We start from the raw sequence: 23,688 nt of genomic DNA, 5'->3' as shown, positions 1-23,688 counted from the left end.
CCTCGAATTTTTAAATGTTTTTATTTAAGAATTAGCCGATAACAGCTAAAATGTCGCTTTCACGTAAGATTAAGTATTCAGTACCTTCGTATTTCACTTCAGTACCTGCGTATTTTGAGAAGATAATGCGGTCGCCCTCTTTTACTTCTAAAGCAACGCGCTCTCCGCTTTCTAACACGCGACCTGAACCAGCTGCCACGATTTTGCCTTCTTGCGGTTTTTCTTTTGCAGAATCCGGCAACACAATTCCGCTGGCAGTTTTTTCTTCAGATTCTACGAGTTCAATGACAACGCGATCACCTAATGGCTTTAACAATGTAATAACCTCCTCAATAGTATGAATATGTAATTTTAGCACTCAGCACTAAAGAGTGCTAACACAATTCTTATAATAAAGAATCTCCCTTCCAATTTCAAGTGATAAGATAAAAAATTTTTCACGCTTACATCATTCTTTTCCGCTCCCTTTTCCGTTAGCTTTTTCACCCCCGTACCGATTATGTTACAATAGCTGTAGATGAACGAAACCCACTTAACAAAGGAGTACATACCATTTGAGAAAACAGTATTGGTTTATTATTTTGACATATATCATCATGCAGTTTTCCGCATTAATCGCGATTCCCTTGTTATTTAAATTCGGTTATGCCGGAGGACAGCCTACAGATGAAAATATGCTGCATGCACAAGGATTATGGTCCGTTATCAGCTTTATCGCCTGTCTCGTTGTTGTTCTGCTCATTCTGAGAACCGTTCCGAAAGAAACGCTGCGAAACGGACAGAAGGACTCAATCGGACTTTCTATCCTTTGGGCGATAGCCGGTTTTTTCATTGCCCTTTTCTCTCAAGGAATAGCAGGCTCTATTGAATATTATGTTTTTGGCATCGGAAGAGAATCAGAAAATACACAAGCGATTCTGGATGTCATTCAGGCAGTCCCGCTCATGATTATCGTTTCTTCCGTCATCGGGCCTATATTAGAAGAAATCATCTTCAGAAAAATCATTTTCGGCGCGCTGTACGAAAAAACGAATTTCTTTTTCGCAGGACTGATCAGCTCGGTTATCTTCGGTATTGTTCACGCTGATTTGAAGCATCTCCTTCTATATACAGCAATGGGCTTTACCTTTGCCTTTTTATATGCGAGAACAAAACGGATATGGGTGCCGATTTTCGCCCATTTAATGATGAATACATTCGTCGTCATCATGCAGCTTGAGCCTGTTCGTAATTACCTTGAACAGCAGAGCACACAAATGCAATTGATTATTGGAGGATTATTTTTATGAGAAACCCGGTAGTTTGGGGAATGATCTACTTTGCCGTAGGGTGCATCTTTACTTATCTTGCCGCAAGCTCGCCAGGCAGCATGTGGTCATTTTACTCCATCCTGCTGATGGTGTTCGCCGCTTACAACATCAGCATTTCTTTTAAGATGTTCGCCTTTTCATTTAAAATCAAAAAGAACCAAAAATAAAGAAAATCCATTTCTCGCATGAGAAATGGATTTTTTATTATTGCCCCGAAGACACGTCCTGATCGGCAGCACTGCTTTTCTGCGCTTTCCGATAAGCGGCCTTCGATATCAGAATACTGATTTCATATAAAATCAAAAGCGGGACTGTGACCATCATATGGGACAGAAGCTCAGGCGGTGTAATCAGGGCTGCGATCACCAGCAGCGTAAAATACGCATACTTTCTGATTTTCGCCAAGAACATCGGTGTCACAATTCCGAGCCTGGTCAAAAACATGAGGATGACCGGCATTTGGAACAGAAGTCCAAACGGAATCGTCAGCTGCAGAAGAAAATGAAAATATTCATTAATTCCGATCACCTGATTGACATTCAAGTCCTGAGAAATCCGCTTCATAAAATCAACAACAAAAGGAAATAAAATATAATATGAAAAAGATAAGCCCGCTAAAAACAGCAAAATAGAGATCGGAATGTAGCTGAGCGTTACTTTGCGCTCTTTCTCATAGAGACCCGGGCTCACAAAAGCCCAAAGCTGATAAAGAATAACCGGCGAGGTCAGGACTATGCCGATGATAAACGCAAACTGCATAAACACATAAAGCGGGTCTGTCAGGTTAAACGCGTTAAGCGTAAGCTGCTTCGCTTCATCTGTTTCTTGCAGATACACAATAATCGGCTTCGCTAAAAAAAATCCAGCTATAAAGAAAACGACAAACGCCAGCGCTACAATCAGCAACCGTTTTCGAAGCTCAGCAATATGCTCCAGCAGCGACATTTGATTCACTTTCATTCGTGTCATCCTAACTTACTGATCTTCTTTCTTTTTTTCCTCTTCATCACTCGTTAATCCTTTTGTAGCGTTTTTGAATTCACGAAGTGTGTCTCCCGCTGCTTTACCCAATTCAGGCAGCTTTTTGGGACCGAAGATAATCAGAGCAACGATTGCGATAACAGCAAGGCTTCCAGGACCGATCGGCATATTTGGGCTCCTCCTTTCCCTCTATTCGATTTCCTCTAAAACTGAATAATGCTTCAAAAAATAAACCAGTGACTGAAGCTCAACTGCTAAATCTATATGATGAATTCGAATGTGTTCCGGCACATTCAAACGGGCCGGCGTAAAATTAAGGATTCCCTTGATTCCTAATGCGACCAATCTGTCTGTAATGGATTGAGCGGCAACTGCTGGCACTGTAAGAATGGCAACTGATTCATCTTTTACGTGTTGTTCAAGGTCATCAAGGTTATAGACGGGCACGCCGCCTACCTCAGTTCCTATTTTACTCTCATTTATATCAAAAGCCATAGAAATTTTTGTGTTATTATTTTTTGTGAAATTATAGTGAAGAAATGCCGTTCCCAAGTTCCCGACACCAATCAAGATGACGTCTGTCATTTCATCCTGATCAAGCGTTTTTCGGAAAAAAGACAGCAAATAATCCACATTATATCCGTATCCTTTTTTGCCAAGAGCTCCAAAATAGGAAAAATCCCTCCGAATCGTGGCAGAATCAACCTTTACGGCATCACTAAGTTCAGCGGATGATACACGCTGTTTTCCTGACGCATGCAGATTCTTTAAAAAGCGATAGTAAAGCGGCAGCCGTTTCGCCGTCGCCTGCGGAATTTTTGATTGATCCTTATTCATTTTTGGTCCTCCAAATTATACTCGGATAGTTCTCTTTTAAAGTCACCGTTTTTCCCGCCTGTCTTCTCCAGCAAGAAAGTAGGGCCGATGACCATCCCCTTATCAAGGGCCTTGCACATATCGTAAACGGTAAGAGCGCACACCGATGCAGAAGTGAGCGCTTCCATTTCTACACCTGTACTCCCTTTCGTTTTGACCTGTGCTTTTATATGAAGTATAACTTCTGCTTCTTTTATTTTCCAGTCAAACGATATATCTACCCCGCTCAATGAAAGCGGATGGCACATCGGAATGATATTCGACGTTTGCTTTGCGGCCATAATGCCTGCCACCTGTGCGACAGCCAGTACATCTCCTTTGCCGATATCGTGACTTTGTATTTTCTCGTACACTTCATTCTTCATGTGTACGCTTGAAACAGCCGCCGCAGTACGGACAGTCGAAGATTTTTCGCTAATATCCACCATCTGGGCTCTGCCCTGTTTATTAAAATGAGAAAATCCATTCATATTAAAACGCTCCTTAAACAGATCATACACTATTTTCTTCTCTATGTCTTATATGGCCAATGTATTGTTTGCTGACTTCTGGTTCATAAGCTACACTTAACTTATTATAGCAGAGGTGAAATAATATGATGATCTTACAAGTTAATCAGCTGTCCAAATCATTTGGTGCTGATACTATTTTAAACAATATAAAGCTGGAAGTCAGAAATCGTGATCGCATCGCCATTGTAGGAAGAAATGGCGCCGGAAAATCCACGCTCCTTAAAATTATCGCAGGCCAGCTTTCGTATGAAAAGGGCGAAATTATTAAACCGAAAGATATTACAATGGGATATCTCGCCCAGCATACTGGCTTGGATTCTAAGCTTACCATAAAAGAAGAGCTGCTGACTGTTTTTGACCACTTAAAAGCAATGGAAAAGGAAATGCGGGCTATAGAAGAAAAAATGGCGGCAGCTGACCCGGGTGAATTAGAAAGCATCATGAAAACCTACGACCGCCTTCAGCAGGAATTCAAAGATAAAGGCGGCTATCAATATGAAGCGGATGTAAGATCTGTGCTGCATGGTCTCGGCTTCAGCCATTTTGACGATTCTACACAGGTTCAAAGCCTCAGCGGAGGCCAGAAAACAAGACTGGCTTTAGGTAAGCTTCTGTTAACACAGCCTGATTTGCTCATTCTCGATGAGCCGACAAACCATCTGGATATTGATACGCTTACCTGGCTTGAGCATTATTTACAAGGCTATTCAGGCGCCATCCTCATCGTTTCGCATGACCGCTACTTTTTGGACAAAGTAGTAAACCAGGTATACGAGGTATCAAGAGCAGAAAGCAAAAAGTATCACGGCAACTACAGCGCTTATCTCGACCAAAAAGCCGCGCAGTATGAAAAAGATCTGAAAATGTATGAAAAGCAGCAGGACGAGATTGCAAAGCTGCAGGACTTCGTAGACCGAAATCTGGCGAGAGCCTCTACCACCAAAAGGGCGCAAAGCCGCAGAAAGCAGCTTGAGCGAATGGAAGTCATGTCAAAACCGCTTGGCGATGAAAAATCCGCAAACTTTCATTTTGATATTACAAAACAGAGCGGAAATGAAGTCCTTCGTGTTCAGGATCTCACAATCAGCTATGAAAACCAGCCGCCGCTTTTAACAGAAGTGTCATTCATGCTCACAAGAGGAGAAAGCGCAGCGCTTGTCGGCCCTAACGGAATTGGTAAATCGACATTACTGAAAACATTGATAGACACCCTAAAACCAGATCAAGGAACGATCTCATACGGCTCAAATGTCAGTGTCGGCTATTATGATCAGGAACAGGCTGAGCTGACTTCCTCTAAACGTGTCCTTGATGAGCTGTGGGACGAGTACCCCGGGCTCCCAGAAAAAGAAATCAGAACGTGTCTCGGAAATTTCTTATTCTCCGGAGATGATGTGCTGAAACCAGTTCATTCACTGAGCGGAGGCGAAAAAGCAAGATTGGCTCTAGCTAAGCTGATGCTTCAAAAAGCCAACTTTCTCATCCTTGATGAACCGACGAACCATCTGGATTTAGACAGCAAAGAAGTTCTCGAAAACGCGCTGATTGATTATCCAGGCACACTGTTATTTGTCTCACATGACAGATATTTTATTAACAGAATCGCCACAAGAGTACTGGAGCTTTCTTCAAGCCATATAGAGGAGTATCTAGGAGATTACGATTATTATACAGAGAAAAAAACAGAGCAGCTTGAATTGGAGAAAATGAATCAGCAAGAGGAAACTGATAAAACGCCAGCTACAGTGAAGTCTGACTCCAAACGTTCCTACGAGGAAGAAAAAGAATGGAAAAAGAAAGAGCGCCAACGACTCCGTCGGATTGAAGAAATTGAAACCACTGTTCAAACCATTGAAGAGAACATTAGCCGCAATGATGAATTGCTATGTGACCCTGAAGTCTATCAGGATCATGAAAAAGTACAAGCTATCCATGCAGACAATGAGAAGCTTAATCAGGAGCTGGAATCTCTTTTGTCCGAATGGGAAGAACTATCCACAGAAGAAGATTAAAAAAGTCAAGCACCTCTTTTTAGAGGTGCTTTTTATCCACAGAACATCCCCTAATAAATAAACAAAGTAAGCGCTTTATACACAATATCCACAAAATATTCTGAATTTATTCACTTTATTAACAGCGACTTCAGCCCTTTATCCATCTATATCTCTATAATTACTCACAGACATGTGGATAAATTGTGAATTATCTGTTAATAACAAACATATAAAAAGTCTCACGCTATTATCTCGTGAGACTTTGATAAGAAGTCAATTCAAGGCCGGGCTGGCCATTCATATCATATGCACCGCGAATTCCTTTTTCAAAAGCAATTGTACCAGCAGCAGCAATCATCGCAGCATTATCCGTGCATAAAGCTAATGGAGGAATGACAAGCGTAATCCCTTCATGCTGGGCAAATTCCTTTTCTAATGCAGCTCTGAGGCCTCTGTTTGCAGCTACTCCTCCGGCTAAAAGGACCTGTTTGACATCATATTCCTTTGCCGCGCGCGCCGTTTTGGTTACCAAGACATCGATCACACTATTTTGGAAACTGGCAGACAAATCTTCCGGAGCAATCTCTTGCCCTTTTTGGGATGCATTATGAAGCGTATTGATCACCGCAGACTTCAATCCGCTAAAGCTGAAGTTGTAAGAGCCTTCTTCAAGCCATGCGCGAGGAAGCGGAATATTGTCATTCCCTTTTTCAGCTAGCTTGTCAATTTGCGGTCCACCCGGATATGGCAATCCCATCGTCCGCGCCACTTTGTCGTAGGCTTCTCCTGCCGCATCATCAAGGGTTTCCCCAATGACTTCAAATGATCCATGTTCCTGCATATAAACCAGTTCTGTATGGCCTCCTGAAACGACCAATGCCAGTGCCGGGAACACGATGTCTTCTACAAGACGGTTCGCGTATATATGACCGGCTATATGATGAACGCCTACTAACGGAATGTTATGTGCAAAGCTCAATGCTTTAGCGGCATTCACTCCAATAAGAAGCGCCCCCACCAGTCCCGGACCTTCTGTTACTGCAATCGCATCAATATCACTATACGTCATGCCAGCTTTGCGAAACGCCTCTTCTATAACCAAAGTGATTTGTTCAACATGATGTCTTGAAGCAATTTCCGGAACAACGCCTCCGAAGCGCTTATGGCTTTCAATTTGAGAGGCTACTACGTTTGAAATGATCTCTTTCCCGTTTTTCACAATAGCTGCAGCAGTCTCATCACAGCTTGTTTCAATTCCTAATACGTACATGTCTTTTTGCTCACTCATTTATCGTCACCCACATAATTAACGCATCTTCCCCGTTATCAGTATAATAGTTCTTTCTTATTCCGCCGGGCTGCATCCCGAATTTCTTATATAAGCTTTGAGCAGGATGATTCGAAACCCTCACTTCAAGCGAAAGCCGCCTTGCGTCTTTTTCTTTGCACAGTTCAACAGCTGAGCGAAAAAGCGTTTCTCCTAAAGACTGGCCGCGATACTCTGGTTTTATCGCTATATTTGTAATTTGGGCATCGTCCATCACAATCCAAATCCCGCAATACCCAGCAACATGGCCGTCCTTTTCAATCACGAGATAATGAGCATACGGATTTTCCAGCAGCTCATGATAAAACGAATCCTTCGTCCAAGGAGACGTAAAGGAGGATGCTTCGATTTCGTATACGTGATCTATATCTTCAAGCCGCATATTTCTGACCGCTGCTTTTGTTTTCATCCTATCACCCTACTTTTGACTTTCAATCCATTTCGCTTCAGCTTCTGCCAGCCGCAAGTAATCCGGGACAAGCCCATGAACATCAGCTGCTTCCTTTTCCTTCCCGAGAAAAGCCAATTCTGAAGGGCGCGGGTTATGCTGGACGGCAGTTCCAATGAATCCTTTTGTTCTAAGAACATCCTCGATCATCTGCTTGTGAATAGAAGTGTCGTGACCTAAAAACAAAACAGGACTGTCCTTTTCTTTTAGCATCTCCAGCCAATCTGCCAGCATCACATTTTGATCTGGAACAACTTGCTCTAAAAGCCCATTTTTATATTGATACAGACCTGTGTACACCTGTCCCCGTCTAGCATCAAAGATTGGGCTGATCAGACCGTCAAAATGCCGGCCATTTGCCGCAAGCGTCTCAAGACTTGATACAGCACTTATTGGAATGTCTAAAGACCAGGCAAGTGTTTTGGCCAACGTCACACCTATTCTTACTCCTGTGTATGAACCTGGGCCTTTTGCAACGACAATTTTAGAAAGGTCCTGCGGTGCCATATCACAATCATTCAGCAATGAATGAACAGCAGGCATCGCTCTTACAGAGTGGTTCTTTTTCAAGTATGTAATGTATTCTGCTATAACGGTGTCTTCTCGAAGCAACGCAATGCCCAATGTATAATTTGATGTATCAATTGCTAATATTGTCATGTCTACTTAACTCCTCACAAAGCATTTCATACCGATTCCCGACAGCAGTAAAGGTAATTTCCCGCTCATCATCACCAGCTCTTTTGATGACAATTTGCAGTCGCTCCTGCGGCAGCTGTTCTTCAATTAAATGAGCCCATTCAACGAGACAGACACCTTGTCCGTGAAAATATTCATCAAGTCCCAAATCTTCACTTTCATCTTCCATTCTATACACATCCATATGATAAAGAGGAAGTAAGCCATCGTTATATTCTTTTATAATTGTAAAAGTCGGACTGTTTACAACACGTGTAATTCCCAGCCCTTCTGCAAAACCTTTTGTAAAAGTCGTTTTTCCTGCACCTAAATCGCCCTCTAATGTCAGGACGTCTCCCGGTTTAGCAAACGATGCCGTCAGCTTGGCAATTGCTTTTGTTTCTTCTGGATTTACAGTTCTCCATTTTAATTGCTTCACACAAGTCACCCGTCTTATTTAAAATGATTATATCCCTTTTTCTCTAAGATCATTGATGTTTGATCTGTTTTTAGGATCACTTTAGATTTTGTTTTTTCCCTGACATGGCCAATCTTTGTAATGGGAAGTTGACGTGCTGCGCACTGTTGCTTCAACACTTCCCACTCCTCATTTGAAACCGTCCCTGTCAGCTCAAAGTCCTCACCGCCAAACAAAGCCCATTCTTTCCAGTTAGGATGAAGCTTAGGCAAATCAGAATGAATTGGAAGCATGCTTTCATCAATTTCAATTGAAACACAGCTGGCTTCTGCAATCTCGTTCAGTTCACTAGCCAATCCGTCACTAACATCATTTAAAGCTGTCCGCTTAAAACTCGAGCATAATCTGCCGACACTTACTCTTGGCTCAGGCCGTTTATGCCTGTGGATAAAGTAATCTATTTCCACAGATGAGTTTTGAGGATTAGTCTCTTCCAGCAATAAAGAAAGCCCTGCTGCAGAAGAACCGATTTCACCGGTTACAAACACAATATCATTCGGTTTTGCCAAGCTCCGCAAACAGGCCTGCCCCTTTTCAATTTCACCGATCACAGTGACTGTAACGACTAATTTGTCAGCGGTAGAAACTGTATCGCCGCCAATCAGATCCATATGATATAGTTTCGCCAGTTCATTCATTCCTTCATACATCGCCTTGATTTCAGATTCAGTCCATTTTGAAGGTACCGCAAGTGATACCAGATAAAACTTAGGAATGCCTCCCATCGCGGCAATATCACTTACATTAACGGCTAACGCCTTATACCCGATATCTTCAGGTGAGGAATAGTGTAATTTGAAGTGCACGTCTTCTACCATAGTATCAACACAAACAATTTCCTGAACGCCGTGTTTCGCAGTGTAGAGCGCTGCATCATCACCTATTCCTACATCAACGGAAGAATGGTGAATGGTCCGCGGAGTAATGCTATGTATCAAATCAAATTCATCCATGAACCAAAATCTCCTTTCAACCCTGCTTATGCCTATATGTGCTCTTCCTAGTTTATCGAATTTTGCTGAAATATCCAAGATGTTCCCGATATAAAGAAAGCTTGGCTATGACACCAAGCAGAAGATACAGTAAAAGAAAACACAAAAAAAAACGAAAACATGATCGTTTCGTTTACATTAATGGCGGTCCGGACGGGACTCGAACCCGCGACCTCCTGCGTGACAGGCAGGCATTCTAACCAACTGAACTACCGGACCATATTTGTATAAGATTATTTTGGTTGTACCCTTAGGGGGCACTCCTTATTTAATCATATATTTGGTTGCGGGGGCAGGATTTGAACCTGCGACCTTCGGGTTATGAGCCCGACGAGCTACCGAACTGCTCCACCCCGCGATGATAAAAGTAATGCTTGGCGGCGTCCTACTCTCACAGGGGGAAACCCCCGACTACCATCGGCGCTGAAGAGCTTAACTTCCGTGTTCGGTATGGGAACGGGTGTGACCTCTTCGCTATCGCCACCAAACAAATTGAGAGTGTTCTCTCAAAACTAGATAACAGGTGTGACATCATTCAAAAATATGGTTAAGTCCTCGATCGATTAGTATCTGTCAGCTCCATGTGTCGCCACACTTCCACCTCAGACCTATCAACCTGATCATCTTTCAGGGATCTTACTTCCTTGCGGAATGGGAAATCTCATCTTGAGGGGGGCTTCATGCTTAGATGCTTTCAGCACTTATCCCGTCCGCACATAGCTACCCAGCGATGCCCTTGGCAGAACAACTGGTACACCAGCGGTGCGTCCATCCCGGTCCTCTCGTACTAAGGACAGCTCCTCTCAAATTTCCTGCGCCCGCGACGGATAGGGACCGAACTGTCTCACGACGTTCTGAACCCAGCTCGCGTACCGCTTTAATGGGCGAACAGCCCAACCCTTGGGACCGACTACAGCCCCAGGATGCGATGAGCCGACATCGAGGTGCCAAACCTCCCCGTCGATGTGGACTCTTGGGGGAGATAAGCCTGTTATCCCCGGGGTAGCTTTTATCCGTTGAGCGATGGCCCTTCCATGCGGAACCACCGGATCACTAAGCCCGACTTTCGTCCCTGCTCGACTTGTAGGTCTCGCAGTCAAGCTCCCTTGTGCCTTTACACTCTGCGAATGATTTCCAACCATTCTGAGGGAACCTTTGGGCGCCTCCGTTACCTTTTAGGAGGCGACCGCCCCAGTCAAACTGCCCACCTGACACTGTCTCCCCGCCCGATAAGGGCGGCGGGTTAGAAGGTCAATACAGCCAGGGTAGTATCCCACCGATGCCTCCACCGAAGCTGGCGCTCCGGTTTCCAAGGCTCCTACCTATCCTGTACAAGCTGTACCAACATTCAATATCAGGCTGCAGTAAAGCTCCACGGGGTCTTTCCGTCCTGTCGCGGGTAACCTGCATCTTCACAGGTACTATAATTTCACCGAGTCTCTCGTTGAGACAGTGCCCAGATCGTTGCGCCTTTCGTGCGGGTCGGAACTTACCCGACAAGGAATTTCGCTACCTTAGGACCGTTATAGTTACGGCCGCCGTTTACTGGGGCTTCAATTCGCACCTTCGCTTACGCTAAGCGCTCCTCTTAACCTTCCAGCACCGGGCAGGCGTCAGCCCCTATACTTCGCCTTACGGCTTCGCAGAGACCTGTGTTTTTGCTAAACAGTCGCCTGGGCCTATTCACTGCGGCTCTCTCGGGCTTGCACCCTAACAGAGCACCCCTTCTCCCGAAGTTACGGGGTCATTTTGCCGAGTTCCTTAACGAGAGTTCTCTCGATCACCTTAGGATTCTCTCCTCGCCTACCTGTGTCGGTTTGCGGTACGGGCACCTCTCACCTCGCTAGAGGCTTTTCTTGGCAGTGTGGAATCAGGAACTTCGCTACTATATTTCGCTCGCCATCACAGCTCAGCCTTATGGGAAACGGATTTGCCTATTTCCCAGCCTAACTGCTTGGACGCGGATATCCAATACCGCGCTTACCCTATCCTCCTGCGTCCCCCCATTGCTCAAATGGTGAGGAGGTGGTACAGGAATATCAACCTGTTGTCCATCGCCTACGCCTTTCGGCCTCGGCTTAGGTCCCGACTAACCCTGAGCGGACGAGCCTTCCTCAGGAAACCTTAGGCATTCGGTGGAGGGGATTCTCACCCCTCTTTCGCTACTCATACCGGCATTCTCACTTCTAAGCGCTCCACCAGTCCTTCCGGTCTGGCTTCACAGCCCTTAGAACGCTCTCCTACCACTGTTCGAAGAACAGTCCGCAGCTTCGGTGATACGTTTAGCCCCGGTACATTTTCGGCGCAGAGTCACTCGACCAGTGAGCTATTACGCACTCTTTAAATGGTGGCTGCTTCTAAGCCAACATCCTGGTTGTCTAAGCAACTCCACATCCTTTTCCACTTAACGTATACTTTGGGACCTTAGCTGGCGGTCTGGGCTGTTTCCCTTTCGACTACGGATCTTATCACTCGCAGTCTGACTCCCAAGGATAAGTCATTGGCATTCGGAGTTTGACTGAATTCGGTAACCCGGTAGGGGCCCCTAGTCCAATCAGTGCTCTACCTCCAAGACTCTTACCTTGAGGCTAGCCCTAAAGCTATTTCGGAGAGAACCAGCTATCTCCAGGTTCGATTGGCATTTCACCCCTACCCACACCTCATCCCCGCACTTTTCAACGTGCGTGGGTTCGGGCCTCCATTCAGTGTTACCTGAACTTCACCCTGGACATGGGTAGATCACCTGGTTTCGGGTCTACGACCACGTACTCATGCGCCCTATTCAGACTCGCTTTCGCTGCGGCTCCGCATCTTCTGCTTAACCTTGCACGGGATCGTAACTCGCCGGTTCATTCTACAAAAGGCACGCCATCACCCGTTAACGGGCTCTGACTACTTGTAGGCACACGGTTTCAGGATCTCTTTCACTCCCCTTCCGGGGTGCTTTTCACCTTTCCCTCACGGTACTGGTTCACTATCGGTCACTAGGGAGTATTTAGCCTTGGGAGATGGTCCTCCCGGATTCCGACGGAATTTCACGTGTTCCGCCGTACTCAGGATCCACTCAGGAGAGAACGAAGTTTTGACTACAGGGCTGTTACCTCCTATGGCGGGCCTTTCCAGACCTCTTCATCTACCTCGTTCTTTTGTAACTCCGTATAGAGTGTCCTACAACCCCAAGAGGCAAGCCTCTTGGTTTGGGCTAATCCCGTTTCGCTCGCCGCTACTCAGGGAATCGCATTTGCTTTCTCTTCCTCCGGGTACTTAGATGTTTCAGTTCCCCGGGTCTGCCTTCTCATATCCTATGAATTCAGATATGGATACCACTCCATTACGAGTGGTGGGTTTCCCCATTCGGAAATCTCCGGATCAAAGCTTGCTTACAGCTCCCCGAAGCATATCGGTGTTCGTCCCGTCCTTCATCGGCTCCTAGTGCCAAGGCATCCACCGTGCGCCCTTTCTAACTTAACCGTTAAAAAGAATCACTATGTGATATCTTGTGTTACTAATTGAATGTGATGTCTACTGTTATCTAGTTTTCAAAGAACACGTTTCGAAGGAATGATCCTTCAAAACTAAACAAGACAGGGAACGTTCTGTTTATAAGACCCAAGGTCTTATATTCCGTATAATATCCTTAGAAAGGAGGTGATCCAGCCGCACCTTCCGATACGGCTACCTTGTTACGACTTCACCCCAATCATCTGTCCCACCTTCGGCGGCTGGCTCCTAAAAGGTTACCTCACCGACTTCGGGTGTTACAAACTCTCGTGGTGTGACGGGCGGTGTGTACAAGGCCCGGGAACGTATTCACCGCGGCATGCTGATCCGCGATTACTAGCGATTCCAGCTTCACGCAGTCGAGTTGCAGACTGCGATCCGAACTGAGAACAGATTTGTGGGATTGGCTTAACCTCGCGGTTTCGCTGCCCTTTGTTCTGTCCATTGTAGCACGTGTGTAGCCCAGGTCATAAGGGGCATGATGATTTGACGTCATCCCCACCTTCCTCCGGTTTGTCACCGGCAGTCACCTTAGAGTGCCCAACTGAATGCTGGCAACTAAGATCAAGGGTTGCGCTCGTTGCGGGACTTAACCCAACATCTCACGACACGAGCTGACGACAACCATGCACCACCTGTCACTCTGCCCCCGAAGGGGACGTCCTATCTCTAGGATTGTCAGAGGATGTCAAGACCTGGTAAGGTTCTTCGCGTTGCTTCGAATTAAACCACATGCTCCACCGCTTGTGCGGGCCCCCGTCAATTCCTTTGAGTTTCAGTCTTGCGACCGTACTCCCCAGGCGGAGTGCTTAATGCGTTAGCTGCAGCACTAAGGGGCGGAAACCCCCTAACACTTAGCACTCATCGTTTACGGCGTGGACTACCAGGGTATCTAATCCTGTTCGCTCCCCACGCTTTCGCTCCTCAGCGTCAGTTACAGACCAGAGAGTCGCCTTCGCCACTGGTGTTCCTCCACATCTCTACGCATTTCACCGCTACACGTGGAATTCCACTCTCCTCTTCTGCACTCAAGTTCCCCAGTTTCCAATGACCCTCCCCGGTTGAGCCGGGGGCTTTCACATCAGACTTAAGAAACCGCCTGCGAGCCCTTTACGCCCAATAATTCCGGACAACGCTTGCCACCTACGTATTACCGCGGCTGCTGGCACGTAGTTAGCCGTGGCTTTCTGGTTAGGTACCGTCAAGGTACCGCCCTATTCGAACGGTACTTGTTCTTCCCTAACAACAGAGCTTTACGATCCGAAAACCTTCATCACTCACGCGGCGTTGCTCCGTCAGACTTTCGTCCATTGCGGAAGATTCCCTACTGCTGCCTCCCGTAGGAGTCTGGGCCGTGTCTCAGTCCCAGTGTGGCCGATCACCCTCTCAGGTCGGCTACGCATCGTTGCCTTGGTGAGCCGTTACCTCACCAACTAGCTAATGCGCCGCGGGTCCATCTGTAAGTGGTAGCCGAAGCCACCTTTTATGTTTGAACCATGCGGTTCAAACAACCATCCGGTATTAGCCCCGGTTTCCCGGAGTTATCCCAGTCTTACAGGCAGGTTACCCACGTGTTACTCACCCGTCCGCCGCTAACATCAGGGAGCAAGCTCCCATCTGCCCGCTCGACTTGCATGTATTAGGCACGCCGCCAGCGTTCGTCCTGAGCCAGGATCAAACTCTCCGATAAATGGATCACAGGTTAAGTTCACCGCATCTCGCGGTGACACCTGTGTGACCTGCGTCGTGCAGGCCCTAGTTTGACTGACTACGCACATCGCTGTGCGATTTTTAAAAACTGAATTAACAGGTACGTTTTGTCTTGTTTAGTTTTCAAAGATCATTCAATAATGGAGCGGGTGATGAGAATCGAACTCACGACATCAGCTTGGAAGGCTGAGGTTTTACCACTAAACTACACCCGCGTGGTATCTTAAATGGCGCGCCCGAGAGGAGTCGAACCCCTAACCTTTTGATCCGTAGTCAAACGCTCTATCCAATTGAGCTACGGGCGCTTATCAAGCGACTTAACTATCATACTATCATTTGATAGTGAAGTCAAGAAGTTTTTTTAAAATGTTTTTTCGAATCTTTTTCAATTCGACTTTTCTTATTATACACATTTTTAAAATCTTGTAAACACCTTAGAAAAACTTTTATGTTTTTCTGTTTTGTTTCACGCTGTTCATCAGCGACGTTTAATAATATACCATTCCTGTTTTATTTGGTCAACACTTTTCATGTATTTTTTTATTTTCTTCTTTCACGTCTTCCCATGCTTATCATGTATATATTTTATCTCATCTTACAAATAATATAAGAAAATCTCTTAAGAAGAAATGAGGCGTGTTATGTATTACTACAAAGAGGAACTGATTAATATCATTAAACCGGACAAGCCAGACCCGGCAGCTGCTAAGGTCCTGCAGGAGATATTAGGCGGTCATTACGGAGAAATGCGTACAATGATGCAGTTTTTTTTCCAAAGCTCTAATTTCAGAGGAAAGCAGAAACAGTACCGCGATCTGCTTCGCGGCATTTTTTTAGAGGAGATTGCCCACGTTGAACTGGTTCAAAACACAATCAATGCTTTATTAGATGAATCGGGCGGTGAAGGTGTCGGCAGTCAAGGTGCAGATCAAGCACCACTTAATGAAGCCGTTAAACATGCTAATCCTCATCATTATATTATTGGTGCGCAAAGTTCCCTTCCTGTTGATGCAGGGGGCAATCCGTGGAACGGGTCGTGGGTGTATAACCACGGAAACTTAATTACTGACCTGCTGGATAACCTGCTTCTTGAGTCGACAGGTGTGCTGCAAAAAACAAGAATTTATGAAATGAGCTCTAATCAGACGTTCCGCGAAACACTTGCTTTTCTGATTGTACGCGACAATGCTCACCAGAATGCATTCGCGAAAGCGCTCGAGACATTGGGCGTTGAATGGGCGAAGCTCCTCCCTGTACCGAATTATGACATTAATAAATATCCTGAGTGCAGAAAGTATGTCGAATTAGGCTACCATAATGCACAGTTTAACTTTAGGTTGGATGAAACGAGAATCAGTGAAATCTATCAAGGGAAATCTCCAAGCCGAAATGGCGGAGAGTTACAAGTAATAGATCCTCCGGCAGGGTTTCCCGTACCAGTGCTTCCTGAAATACCAAATGAACACAGTCCTGGGTTAGGCGATATGAATGCTTAATCCAGTGGGAAGGTGCTCAAGAAACTTCTTGAGCACCTTCTTATTGTACATTACTGATTCACTCAACGATTGGCGTTAAAGAATCGCCACTCCATATTTCTCCCTTGTTGAGTGTCCAGCTGTCATGATATAAAGCTGAAGCACCCTTGTTTACAGCTGGGCTCCATTCATCATTCCATGCCAGAAAGTAAATGGTTTTAGGATATCTTTGTTTTATTGCATTGATAAATAGGCTGTAATCGAAGCTGCCGTTTGCTGTTTGCGGGCCGACTTCTGTAAAAGCAAATGGTTTATTAAGCGTTGTTAGCTGATCGTATCCATTGATCGAGTAGGCATCTTGAAAATACGCATCTAATCCGACAATATCCACGTAAGACGCGCCCGGGTAAAAATCAGTTTTAAAATCTCGGTTGGCGTCGGGAGAGTAAACCCAAATCAAATGATCAAGTCCTCTTGTGTCGGTCATATAATGATAGATTTTCTTGTAGAGCTGTTTATATAGAGAGATTCTTTCATTATCCTTTTGGTTATATGATGTAAGTCCCCACCAAAACCATTCACCGTTCATTTCATGCAGCGGCCTGAACAAAACAGGCACACCTTGGTTCTCCAGCTCTTGAAGTCCGTCAGCAATTTTGCTGAGCATGGCATTCAGCCGCTTCCCTTCTGCTGTTGAAGAATCTAGTATTTTTTTATACTGATCGTTTGTAATCGGTGTTTTAAAATGCCCTGACTGAAAAGCAGGATTCGCCAGGTGCAAGCTGATTTGAGGGATTCCACCATTTTTCCAATACGACATTAAATCGCTGTTGCAGCTTACATCTATTGAATCTTCAATATTTGCTGTTTCAAGCCATCCTCTGGCATAATCGCAGCCGTAAATAGCAGGCGATTGCCCGGTGGCGCTTCGGATTCTATCAGCCTCAGCCATAGAAAATGTGTCATGACTGTAACCTCCGAACGCTCCGGAAAGGACTCTGTTTTCCGTTCGGTTCGGCAGGTGCGCAAGCCAGTTCATCACTGTTTTTGTTGTCTGCTGGGCATTAGGATTCACAGGCGACACAGTATGCGCTTCAATTGGTTGTGCTAAAACAGCAGACGCAAGTAAAAATATAATGAGCAAAGAGATCGTATGTTTCTTAAACAAATGCAACTCCCCCATTCATTAAGGATGAGATATCATGAATTCACATGTTCCTTCTATTGTAAATTCTCCAAAATGCGCAGGCAGAATAAAGTGTGAGCCTGCATTGCATTCATACTGAATACCATTATTTATGATTCGTCCTGATCCGCTCAGAACACTCCCCAGCAAATAGGTTTGATGTGAAGGAAAAGCAGCTCGGCCGCTAATCTTCCATTTGTACACTGAGAAATAATCTGATTGCACATAAACAATGATCTCAGCGTTACCAACTTCTTTTACTTCCGGTGTATGCACTTTATCGATATGCGGTATCGTTATGACTTCCATGGCTTTTTCTATATGAAGAGTTCTTTTTTGGCCCTGGTCATTACAGCGGTCATAATCGTATACGCGATACGTTGTATCAGAATTTTGCTGGATTTCAAGGACAAGGGTTCCCTCACATAAAGCATGGAGTGTACCGCTTGGCACATAAAAGAAATCTCCGGGCTTGATTTTGATTCGCCTCAGCAGCCCGTTCCAATCACCGCTTTCTATTCGTTGTTTGAACTCTTCCTTTGTGCTTGCATGATGTCCCAAAATTAGTTCGGCGTCATCTTTGCAATCAATGATATACCAGCACTCCGTTTTACCAAGGTCGCCATTTTCATGCAGTTTTGCATAATCATCATCAGGATGGACTTGCACGGAGAGATCCATATTGGCGTCCAGCAGCTTTACCAGCAGCGGAAACACCTTACCATCCGGAAACCCGAATATCTCTGGGTGATCTTGCCATACTTGATCTAGTGTCTTTCCTGCCAGCGGGCCGTTCTTTACAGCCGACGGGCCATGGGCATGTGCAGAAACGGCCCAGCACTCACCTGTTTTTTGTGAGGGTATTGCGTAGCCAAAAGCGTCACGAAGCTTCGTCCCTCCCCATAGTCTTTCTTTAAAGACAGGCTCTAAAAATAATGGATGCGTCATGATCGCACCTCCCCGGATGCTGCCTCTGCTTGTAAGGCCTGATGCGCTAAAACTAGCGTGCCGATGATTCCGGCGTTACTGCCTAAACGTGGAGGTACAATATAATCACTTATATCATCTGATAATTCAGAAAAATCTAAGTAGCTGTTCATGATTTTTGGTACATATTGATAGATATAAGAAAACACTTGTTTCTGTTGCATGACGCCGCCGCCAAGAATGATTTTTTTAGGTGCAAGGATCAAAATATACTGAGCCAGTGCTTGGGCAATATAGTACCCTTCCAGTTCCCAGACTTGTGCTATATCTGATAAATCCGCGGCTTTTTTTCCCCAGCGGGCTTCGATAGCGGGACCGGAAGCCAAGCCTTCAAAGCAATCTCCATGATAAGGGCACTTCCCTTGGTATACGTCATCCGGGTGCCTCCGGATATAAATATGGCCCATCTCTGGGTGTGACAGCCCCTGAAGGAGCCTCCCCTCTACAATAGCCCCCGCTCCGATGCCAGTGCCAATCGTTATATACAGGCAGCTGTCAAGACCCTTCGCTTCACCGAAAAGGAATTCACCCAGCGCCGCAGCGTTGACATCTGTACTAAAACCGACTGGGATCTTCATTTCGTTCTTAACGGTTTGCAAAAAGGGATAGTGTCTCCAGCCCGCTTTCGGCGTGGCCGTAATGGTACCGTATGTTTGACTGGTTTTATCGTTATCAACGGGACCAAAGGAGCCGATGCCGATTGCCTGTAATGAAAATTGGCGAAAATATTGAATCACTTTCTCTATCGTTTCATCCGGCATCTTTGTGGAGAATTCTATCCTGTCAATGATCGTTCCATCTTCTCTACCGACAGCACAAACAAACTTTGTGCCGCCTGCTTCAATACCGCCAAGCATGCAGATGGCCTCCTTGTTGTCTCCGCAATCAGCGCCGTATGTTTACAGAAGTCACAACAAACTTGTCATGCCGATGACGTGAAAAGGAATATTCAAATGGAATCCCGGTATCTAAGAAGCCCACATGTTCTACTTCCAGAATTGGATCATCCTGTTTACAGCCCAGATGCTGCTGGTCAATATGATCAGATTTGCAGGCTCTGATTTTCCGATGCGTTCCGGCGATTTTGAGCTGCAGCACATTTGTAATATGATTGTAGATCGAATCATGAAGGACATCGTCATTAATGCCCGGTATTAAATGAGTCGGCATATATGTTTTTTCTAATACATAGGGTTCACCTTCTACAATTCGCAGCCGAACGACATAATAAACCGGTGTTTTCTGATCAATAGACAAATGGGCGGCCACTTCCTCAGTGGGAAATTGCACTTCAAACTGAATGACCTTGCTTTGGATTTTTTTATCTTTCAGCAAGTTGGTCAATCCGAGAATCTCATTGCTGACTACATGTACATGGTCATCCTGTATTGCAGATTGAATAATAAACGTGCCATGGCCTCGTTTTCTGAACAGCAGACCCTCAGCAACTAAATTATCCAAGGCTCTCTTCATCGTCATGCGGCTTGAGTTAAATTCTTTTGCAAGAGATACTTCATCAGGAATGGGCTGATCGATCGGATATACGTTATTTTTAATTCTATTTCTCATTTCATTTGCAATAATTTCGTATTTATTCATTGGCATCCTCCGGCAGCTGTTAGAGTCTGATGTCACATAAGCTTTTACGGATATCATAAGTTCTTTTCCCTATTTCATCAATGTTGCGGATTTTCGTCATCTCTATTCGTTATGATGATTGCCGGAAGATCTTGACCTTTAGGAAAATCTAGAAACCGCTTTGCTCAGCAACCTTTTTGAACCATTTTCCGCTCTTTTTGACGGTTCTTTCTCCGTCTTTCTCAAGATTGACTGATACAAACCCATAGCGGTTTTTATAGGCATTTGTCCAAGACCAGTTGTCCATGAACGTCCATAAGTGATAGCCTTTTACGTTTGAGCCTTCCTGTATGGCGCGGTGAATCCATTTGAGGTGCTCTTTTATAAATTCAATCCGGTAATCATCTTGAATGATGCCTTGTTCATCTCTGAAGCGCTCTTCACCTTCAACCCCCATGCCGTTTTCAGAGATAAAACACTCGATGTTGCCGTAGTTTTCTTTTAAATTAATCAAAATATCATAAACGCCTTTTTCATAGATCTCCCAGCCGCGATGCGGATTCATTTTGCGGCCCGGCATGACGTAGGGATCAAAATACCTGTCCGGCAAAAAAGGAGCGTCGGGATTCGGAAGATGTTCTTTCGCTTTCACACGTCTCGGCTGGTAATAATTCACTCCCAACAGGTCAACCGTGTTCTTTTTGATAATGTCAAGATCTTCATCGTTGTAATCTGGCATAAAACCTTCACGCTTCAAAATGTCAACCAGCTCTTTGGGAAATTCGCCTTTGACAGATGGGTCTAAAAAGGATCTGTTAAAAAACGCGTCTGCGATTTCCCCGGCTTTTACATCCGCCGGATGGCTGCTTCTCGGGTATGAAGGGGTCAAATTTAAGATGATACCGATTTTTCCGTCCTGCTTCATCTCCCTGTAAGCCTGAATGGCACGGGCACTTGATAGCATCGTATGAAATCCAACCTGGACGGCCTCTTTAAAATCGACCTTGTTTGGATAATGAAAATCATATAGGTATCCGCCTTCTACGGGAACGATTGGTTCATTATGCGTGAACCATTTTTTCACCCGGCCGCCAAACAAACGGAAGCAAGTTCTCGCATAGTTTTCATACGCGTCAACCGTCTCTCTGTTTACCCAGCCGCCGATTTTTTGAAGCGCCATCGGCATATCGAAATGAAACAAATTGACAAAAGGTTCAATTCCGTTAGCGATCAACTCATCAATGACATTGTTATAGAAATTTGCGGCTTTATCGTTGATCTCGCCCGTTCCGTTTGGTATTAAACGTGACCAGGAAATCGACATCCGGAACGAGTTGTGGCCAAGCTCCTTCATCAGCCTGATATCTTCTTTATAGTTGTCGTAAAATTGGGATGTGTCTGCGGGGCCGACATGATCAAAAAAACGATGCGGTTCTTTTTCAAACCAATAATCCCATATATTCTGGCCTTTTCCGTCTCTGTCGGCGGCACCCTCCATTTGTGTTGCTGAAGCGGATGATCCCCACCAAAAATCCTTTGGAAAACGATATTGTTCTGTATGTGCCAAGTCTCTCTCCCCTTACGTCACATTTTTATGCTGTTATCATTTTGCTGAGCAGCTGTCTCCTGCACAGCCTGTTCTTTTTCTTTTGCCAGATTTAATTTATCCATTGCTTTTAGGAACGGAAACCAGATCACGAAGACAATCAGCAAATTGATAAGCTGCATCACGCCCCCCATGATTGAGTTCGTCGCCATGATGCCATTAATGAATAATGGAACCGTCCACGGCACTGTCACACCAGTCGGAGGCGGAACGAGCCCCGCTGACATGGCCAAATAGGTGACGAGCGTAACAACCATCGGCGCCAGCACCCAAGGCACAATAATGATCGGATTCATGACAATCGGAAGCCCGAAGATAATCGGTTCGTTGACGTTAAAAATACCGGGAGCAAGGCCAAGTTTTGATACTTGCTTCATCTGCCTGCTTTTCATGAATATGAGAATGGTAAACACAATCGCAAGCGTCATCCCTGTTCCGCCCATCCCTACTGTATAAATCTCCATAAACGGTTTTGAAATAATATGAGGGATTTCTTTTCCCGCCGTGTAAGCAGAAAGGTTTTCTACCTGCAGTGTATTCCAAATCGGGTCCATCACGGAGTTGATAATGATCTGTCCATGCAGTCCGAAAAACCAAAGAATTTGAATGAAAAACACGGCAATCAGTGTTGGAATGATACCGCTTCCAAGTCCGACAAGCGGAGCCTGAATCGCGTGATAAATGACGTCGTGCATATTTGTTTTAAAAAACAGAGTCACCATTACGTTAATCAGCAAAAATACGGTCAATGTGATAAAAGCCGGAATAAGTGCGGCGAATGATTTTGCTACAGCAGGCGGAACGCCGGCTGGCATTTTGATTGTCAGGTTTTTTTGAACGATTCTTCTGTAGATTTCGCCAGAAAGAAATGCCGTAATCATCCCAAGAAACATCCCTTTTGCACCGAGACGGTCGACCGGGATAACCCCTGTAACGGCATCTCCTGTTTCCGGCTGAACGATAAATGGCGTTAAGAGCAAAAAGGAAACCAAAGCGATCGCTCCGCCAAATACAGCTTCGACCTGATAGCTTTTTGACAGGTAATAGCCTATCCCGAACACAACAAAGACAGACATAATGCCCATAGTCGCCGTGGAGGCAATGCCGAAATGAGACTGGAACGACGTAAGCATTGAGGCGTTCATGATTTTGTTTAGAAACGGCAAATTCGTTAACACGACAAAAATGGACCCGAATATCGTCAGCGGGAAAGCCAGCATAAATGCATCACGCAACACTTGCAAATAGCGGTTATTGTTTAACCTCCCTGCAATTGGAACAAGGAATTGGCTGATTTTCTCGAACACCCTATCCACCCCGATTTTTTATATATTCTTGGTTTTAAAGAGATCAAGCATCTCTTTCACTAATTCTTTCATGGATAATGTTGACATCAGATGATCCTCTGCATGCATAAGCAGCAATGAAAAAGCTGCTGCTTCTCCGCCGGATTCCTTCTGTATCATTTGAAAGTGAATGTCATGGGCCGCGGATAAATCCTGCTCCGCCTTGGCAATGAGGGCATCAGCCTCGTCCTTGTTCCCTTCTTTATAGGCGCGCAGTGATTGTATGATGCAGCTGCGGGCATTTCCGCTGTGCAGGATTAGCTGAAAACTGATTTGCTCGTCTGTTAAATTCGTGATTTTCATCTGTTCCATTATTGATTCACCATTAAGGACAATGCCTGCTCATACGCTTTTTTCCCATCTGCCATTCCGTAGGCCATCATGTCAATGACTTCAACTTGAATGTTGTATTGATCTGCTTCTTTTTGGAGCTCGCTTTTCAGAAAGCTCATTTGTGGACCGATCAAAACGGCATCCGCTTTTCTCATGTCTTCTTTTGCTTTATCCTGGCCAACAGCCCAAATCTCCGCTTCCTCACCGATAGACTGTGCGTATTCCTTCATTTTTGTCACCAATAAACTGGTAGACATTCCTGAACTGCACGCGAGTAATATTTTTTTCAACTGCTATCCCCCCTTGTGATTAAAACGCTTACATGGATTATTATAGTCATTTATTTTTAAATGTCTATACTTTTATAAAA

At 45.1% G+C, this 23,688-nt stretch carries 22 protein-coding genes, 4 tRNA genes and 3 rRNA genes; 4 read left to right on the top strand and 25 right to left on the bottom strand.

Going from position 1 to position 23,688, the window contains the following annotated elements:
• Positions 1–31 precede the first annotated feature (31 nt).
• Entirely contained in the window at positions 32–316 is a 285-nt protein-coding gene (groES, locus tag NSQ16_RS03265) for a co-chaperone GroES (protein ID WP_003155970.1), read from the bottom strand.
• A 238-nt stretch (positions 317–554) separates the two neighbouring features.
• Between groES and NSQ16_RS03260 the strand changes: the two genes are divergently transcribed.
• On the top strand, positions 555–1,289 hold the full coding sequence (locus NSQ16_RS03260; RefSeq protein WP_029317386.1) for a type II CAAX endopeptidase family protein: 735 nt from the start codon (positions 555–557) through the stop codon (positions 1,287–1,289).
• The gene (locus tag NSQ16_RS03255; RefSeq protein ID WP_003225680.1) at positions 1,286–1,477 is read left to right on the top strand and encodes a YdiK family protein; all 192 of its coding nucleotides are present in this window, start codon (positions 1,286–1,288) and stop codon (positions 1,475–1,477) included. Before NSQ16_RS03260 ends, NSQ16_RS03255 begins: the two co-directional genes overlap by 4 nt.
• Positions 1,478–1,514: 37 nt before the next feature.
• Here the strand turns inward: NSQ16_RS03255 and tatC are convergent, their stop codons facing one another.
• Genes tatC through moaC form a run of 4 tightly spaced genes read right to left on the bottom strand, consistent with a single transcriptional unit; the run spans position 1,515 to position 3,637 of the window.
• Entirely contained in the window at positions 1,515–2,279 is a 765-nt protein-coding gene (gene tatC, locus NSQ16_RS03250; protein WP_015252680.1) for a twin-arginine translocase subunit TatC, read from the bottom strand.
• A gap of 6 nt (positions 2,280–2,285) precedes the next feature.
• On the bottom strand, positions 2,286–2,459 hold the full coding sequence (gene tatAY, locus NSQ16_RS03245) for a sec-independent protein translocase protein TatAY (RefSeq protein ID WP_003234072.1): 174 nt from the start codon (positions 2,457–2,459) through the stop codon (positions 2,286–2,288).
• Between the two features lie 21 nt (positions 2,460–2,480).
• Positions 2,481–3,128, bottom strand: a complete 648-nt coding sequence (locus tag NSQ16_RS03240; RefSeq protein ID WP_003234073.1) for a redox-sensing transcriptional repressor Rex — start codon at positions 3,126–3,128, stop codon at positions 2,481–2,483.
• Positions 3,125–3,637, bottom strand: a complete 513-nt coding sequence (gene moaC, locus NSQ16_RS03235) for a cyclic pyranopterin monophosphate synthase MoaC (RefSeq protein ID WP_230488020.1) — start codon at positions 3,635–3,637, stop codon at positions 3,125–3,127. The genes NSQ16_RS03240 and moaC overlap by 4 nt, the downstream gene beginning before the upstream one ends.
• Positions 3,638–3,762: 125 nt before the next feature.
• Between moaC and abc-f the strand changes: the two genes are divergently transcribed.
• Positions 3,763–5,691 (top strand): ABC-F type ribosomal protection protein, encoded by a 1,929-nt coding sequence (gene abc-f, locus NSQ16_RS03230; protein ID WP_153255741.1) that lies wholly within the window; start codon positions 3,763–3,765, stop codon positions 5,689–5,691.
• 229 nt (positions 5,692–5,920) lie between these two features.
• On the opposite strand, the gene tsaD is transcribed toward abc-f, so the two are convergent.
• From tsaD to NSQ16_RS03170, 12 genes are all read right to left on the bottom strand, one after another.
• Entirely contained in the window at positions 5,921–6,961 is a 1,041-nt protein-coding gene (gene tsaD / locus NSQ16_RS03225) for a tRNA (adenosine(37)-N6)-threonylcarbamoyltransferase complex transferase subunit TsaD (RefSeq protein WP_230488019.1), read from the bottom strand.
• Positions 6,954–7,409 carry a ribosomal protein S18-alanine N-acetyltransferase gene (gene rimI / locus NSQ16_RS03220; protein ID WP_106073953.1) on the bottom strand — a complete coding sequence of 152 codons (456 nt, stop codon included), beginning with the start codon at positions 7,407–7,409 and terminating at the stop codon, positions 6,954–6,956. Before rimI ends, tsaD begins: the two co-directional genes overlap by 8 nt.
• Before the next feature lie 9 nt (positions 7,410–7,418).
• On the bottom strand, positions 7,419–8,108 hold the full coding sequence (gene tsaB / locus NSQ16_RS03215; protein ID WP_042977925.1) for a tRNA (adenosine(37)-N6)-threonylcarbamoyltransferase complex dimerization subunit type 1 TsaB: 690 nt from the start codon (positions 8,106–8,108) through the stop codon (positions 7,419–7,421).
• A complete protein-coding gene (gene tsaE, locus NSQ16_RS03210; protein WP_021481343.1) occupies positions 8,089–8,565 on the bottom strand; it encodes a tRNA (adenosine(37)-N6)-threonylcarbamoyltransferase complex ATPase subunit type 1 TsaE in 477 nt (158 codons plus the stop codon). The genes tsaB and tsaE overlap by 20 nt, the downstream gene beginning before the upstream one ends.
• Positions 8,566–8,579: 14 nt before the next feature.
• Positions 8,580–9,557, bottom strand: a complete 978-nt coding sequence (gene thiL / locus NSQ16_RS03205; protein WP_230488018.1) for a thiamine-phosphate kinase — start codon at positions 9,555–9,557, stop codon at positions 8,580–8,582.
• 181 nt (positions 9,558–9,738) lie between these two features.
• A tRNA-Asp gene (locus NSQ16_RS03200) sits at positions 9,739–9,815 on the bottom strand.
• A 62-nt stretch (positions 9,816–9,877) separates the two neighbouring features.
• Positions 9,878–9,954: transfer RNA gene (locus NSQ16_RS03195), tRNA-Met, on the bottom strand.
• A 14-nt stretch (positions 9,955–9,968) separates the two neighbouring features.
• Positions 9,969–10,084 (bottom strand): 5S ribosomal RNA (rrf, locus tag NSQ16_RS03190).
• Positions 10,085–10,139: 55 nt separating this feature from the next.
• Positions 10,140–13,067, bottom strand: a 23S ribosomal RNA gene (locus NSQ16_RS03185).
• A 170-nt stretch (positions 13,068–13,237) separates the two neighbouring features.
• Positions 13,238–14,787 (bottom strand): 16S ribosomal RNA (locus NSQ16_RS03180).
• Together the 16S, 23S and 5S rRNA genes with 4 tRNA genes alongside form the textbook arrangement of a ribosomal RNA operon.
• 161 nt (positions 14,788–14,948) lie before the next feature.
• Positions 14,949–15,022: transfer RNA gene (locus tag NSQ16_RS03175), tRNA-Gly, on the bottom strand.
• A gap of 13 nt (positions 15,023–15,035) precedes the next feature.
• Positions 15,036–15,112, bottom strand: a tRNA-Arg gene (locus NSQ16_RS03170).
• A 336-nt stretch (positions 15,113–15,448) separates the two neighbouring features.
• Here NSQ16_RS03170 and NSQ16_RS03165 point away from each other — a divergent pair.
• Positions 15,449–16,303, top strand: a complete 855-nt coding sequence (locus tag NSQ16_RS03165) for a manganese catalase family protein (RefSeq protein WP_014475997.1) — start codon at positions 15,449–15,451, stop codon at positions 16,301–16,303.
• 58 nt (positions 16,304–16,361) lie between these two features.
• Here NSQ16_RS03165 and gmuG read toward each other — a convergent pair whose 3' ends face one another.
• From gmuG to NSQ16_RS03125, 8 genes are all read right to left on the bottom strand, one after another.
• Positions 16,362–17,450 carry a mannan endo-1,4-beta-mannosidase gene (gmuG, locus tag NSQ16_RS03160; RefSeq protein WP_173613947.1) on the bottom strand — a complete coding sequence of 363 codons (1,089 nt, stop codon included), beginning with the start codon at positions 17,448–17,450 and terminating at the stop codon, positions 16,362–16,364.
• A gap of 18 nt (positions 17,451–17,468) precedes the next feature.
• Positions 17,469–18,416 carry a mannose-6-phosphate isomerase, class I gene (manA, locus tag NSQ16_RS03155; protein ID WP_173613946.1) on the bottom strand — a complete coding sequence of 316 codons (948 nt, stop codon included), beginning with the start codon at positions 18,414–18,416 and terminating at the stop codon, positions 17,469–17,471.
• Positions 18,413–19,312: a fructokinase GmuE gene (gene gmuE / locus NSQ16_RS03150; RefSeq protein WP_029317333.1), complete on the bottom strand. Its 900-nt coding sequence runs from the start codon at positions 19,310–19,312 to the stop codon at positions 18,413–18,415. Before gmuE ends, manA begins: the two co-directional genes overlap by 4 nt.
• A 28-nt stretch (positions 19,313–19,340) precedes the next feature.
• Positions 19,341–20,054, bottom strand: coding sequence for a transcriptional regulator GmuR (gene gmuR, locus NSQ16_RS03145; RefSeq protein ID WP_015715336.1), 714 nt, complete (start codon positions 20,052–20,054; stop codon positions 19,341–19,343).
• 148 nt (positions 20,055–20,202) lie between these two features.
• Positions 20,203–21,600 (bottom strand): 6-phospho-beta-glucosidase GmuD, encoded by a 1,398-nt coding sequence (gene gmuD, locus NSQ16_RS03140; RefSeq protein WP_327837647.1) that lies wholly within the window; start codon positions 21,598–21,600, stop codon positions 20,203–20,205.
• 17 nt (positions 21,601–21,617) lie between these two features.
• Complete coding sequence (gene celB, locus NSQ16_RS03135) at positions 21,618–22,946, bottom strand: PTS cellobiose transporter subunit IIC (protein ID WP_129092939.1); 1,329 nt, start codon at positions 22,944–22,946, stop codon at positions 21,618–21,620.
• A gap of 18 nt (positions 22,947–22,964) precedes the next feature.
• The gene (locus NSQ16_RS03130) at positions 22,965–23,297 is read right to left on the bottom strand and encodes a PTS lactose/cellobiose transporter subunit IIA (RefSeq protein ID WP_327837645.1); all 333 of its coding nucleotides are present in this window, start codon (positions 23,295–23,297) and stop codon (positions 22,965–22,967) included.
• On the bottom strand, positions 23,297–23,608 hold the full coding sequence (locus NSQ16_RS03125) for a PTS sugar transporter subunit IIB (protein ID WP_003242472.1): 312 nt from the start codon (positions 23,606–23,608) through the stop codon (positions 23,297–23,299). The genes NSQ16_RS03130 and NSQ16_RS03125 overlap by 1 nt, the downstream gene beginning before the upstream one ends.
• Positions 23,609–23,688 lie beyond the last annotated feature (80 nt).

The organism is Bacillus sp. PS108, assembly GCF_037963335.1.
Taxonomy (GTDB): Bacteria; Bacillota; Bacilli; order Bacillales; family Bacillaceae; genus Bacillus; species Bacillus subtilis.
The sequence above is the reverse complement of the archived record's forward strand: the minus strand, read 5'-3'. Positions and strand labels throughout refer to the sequence as shown.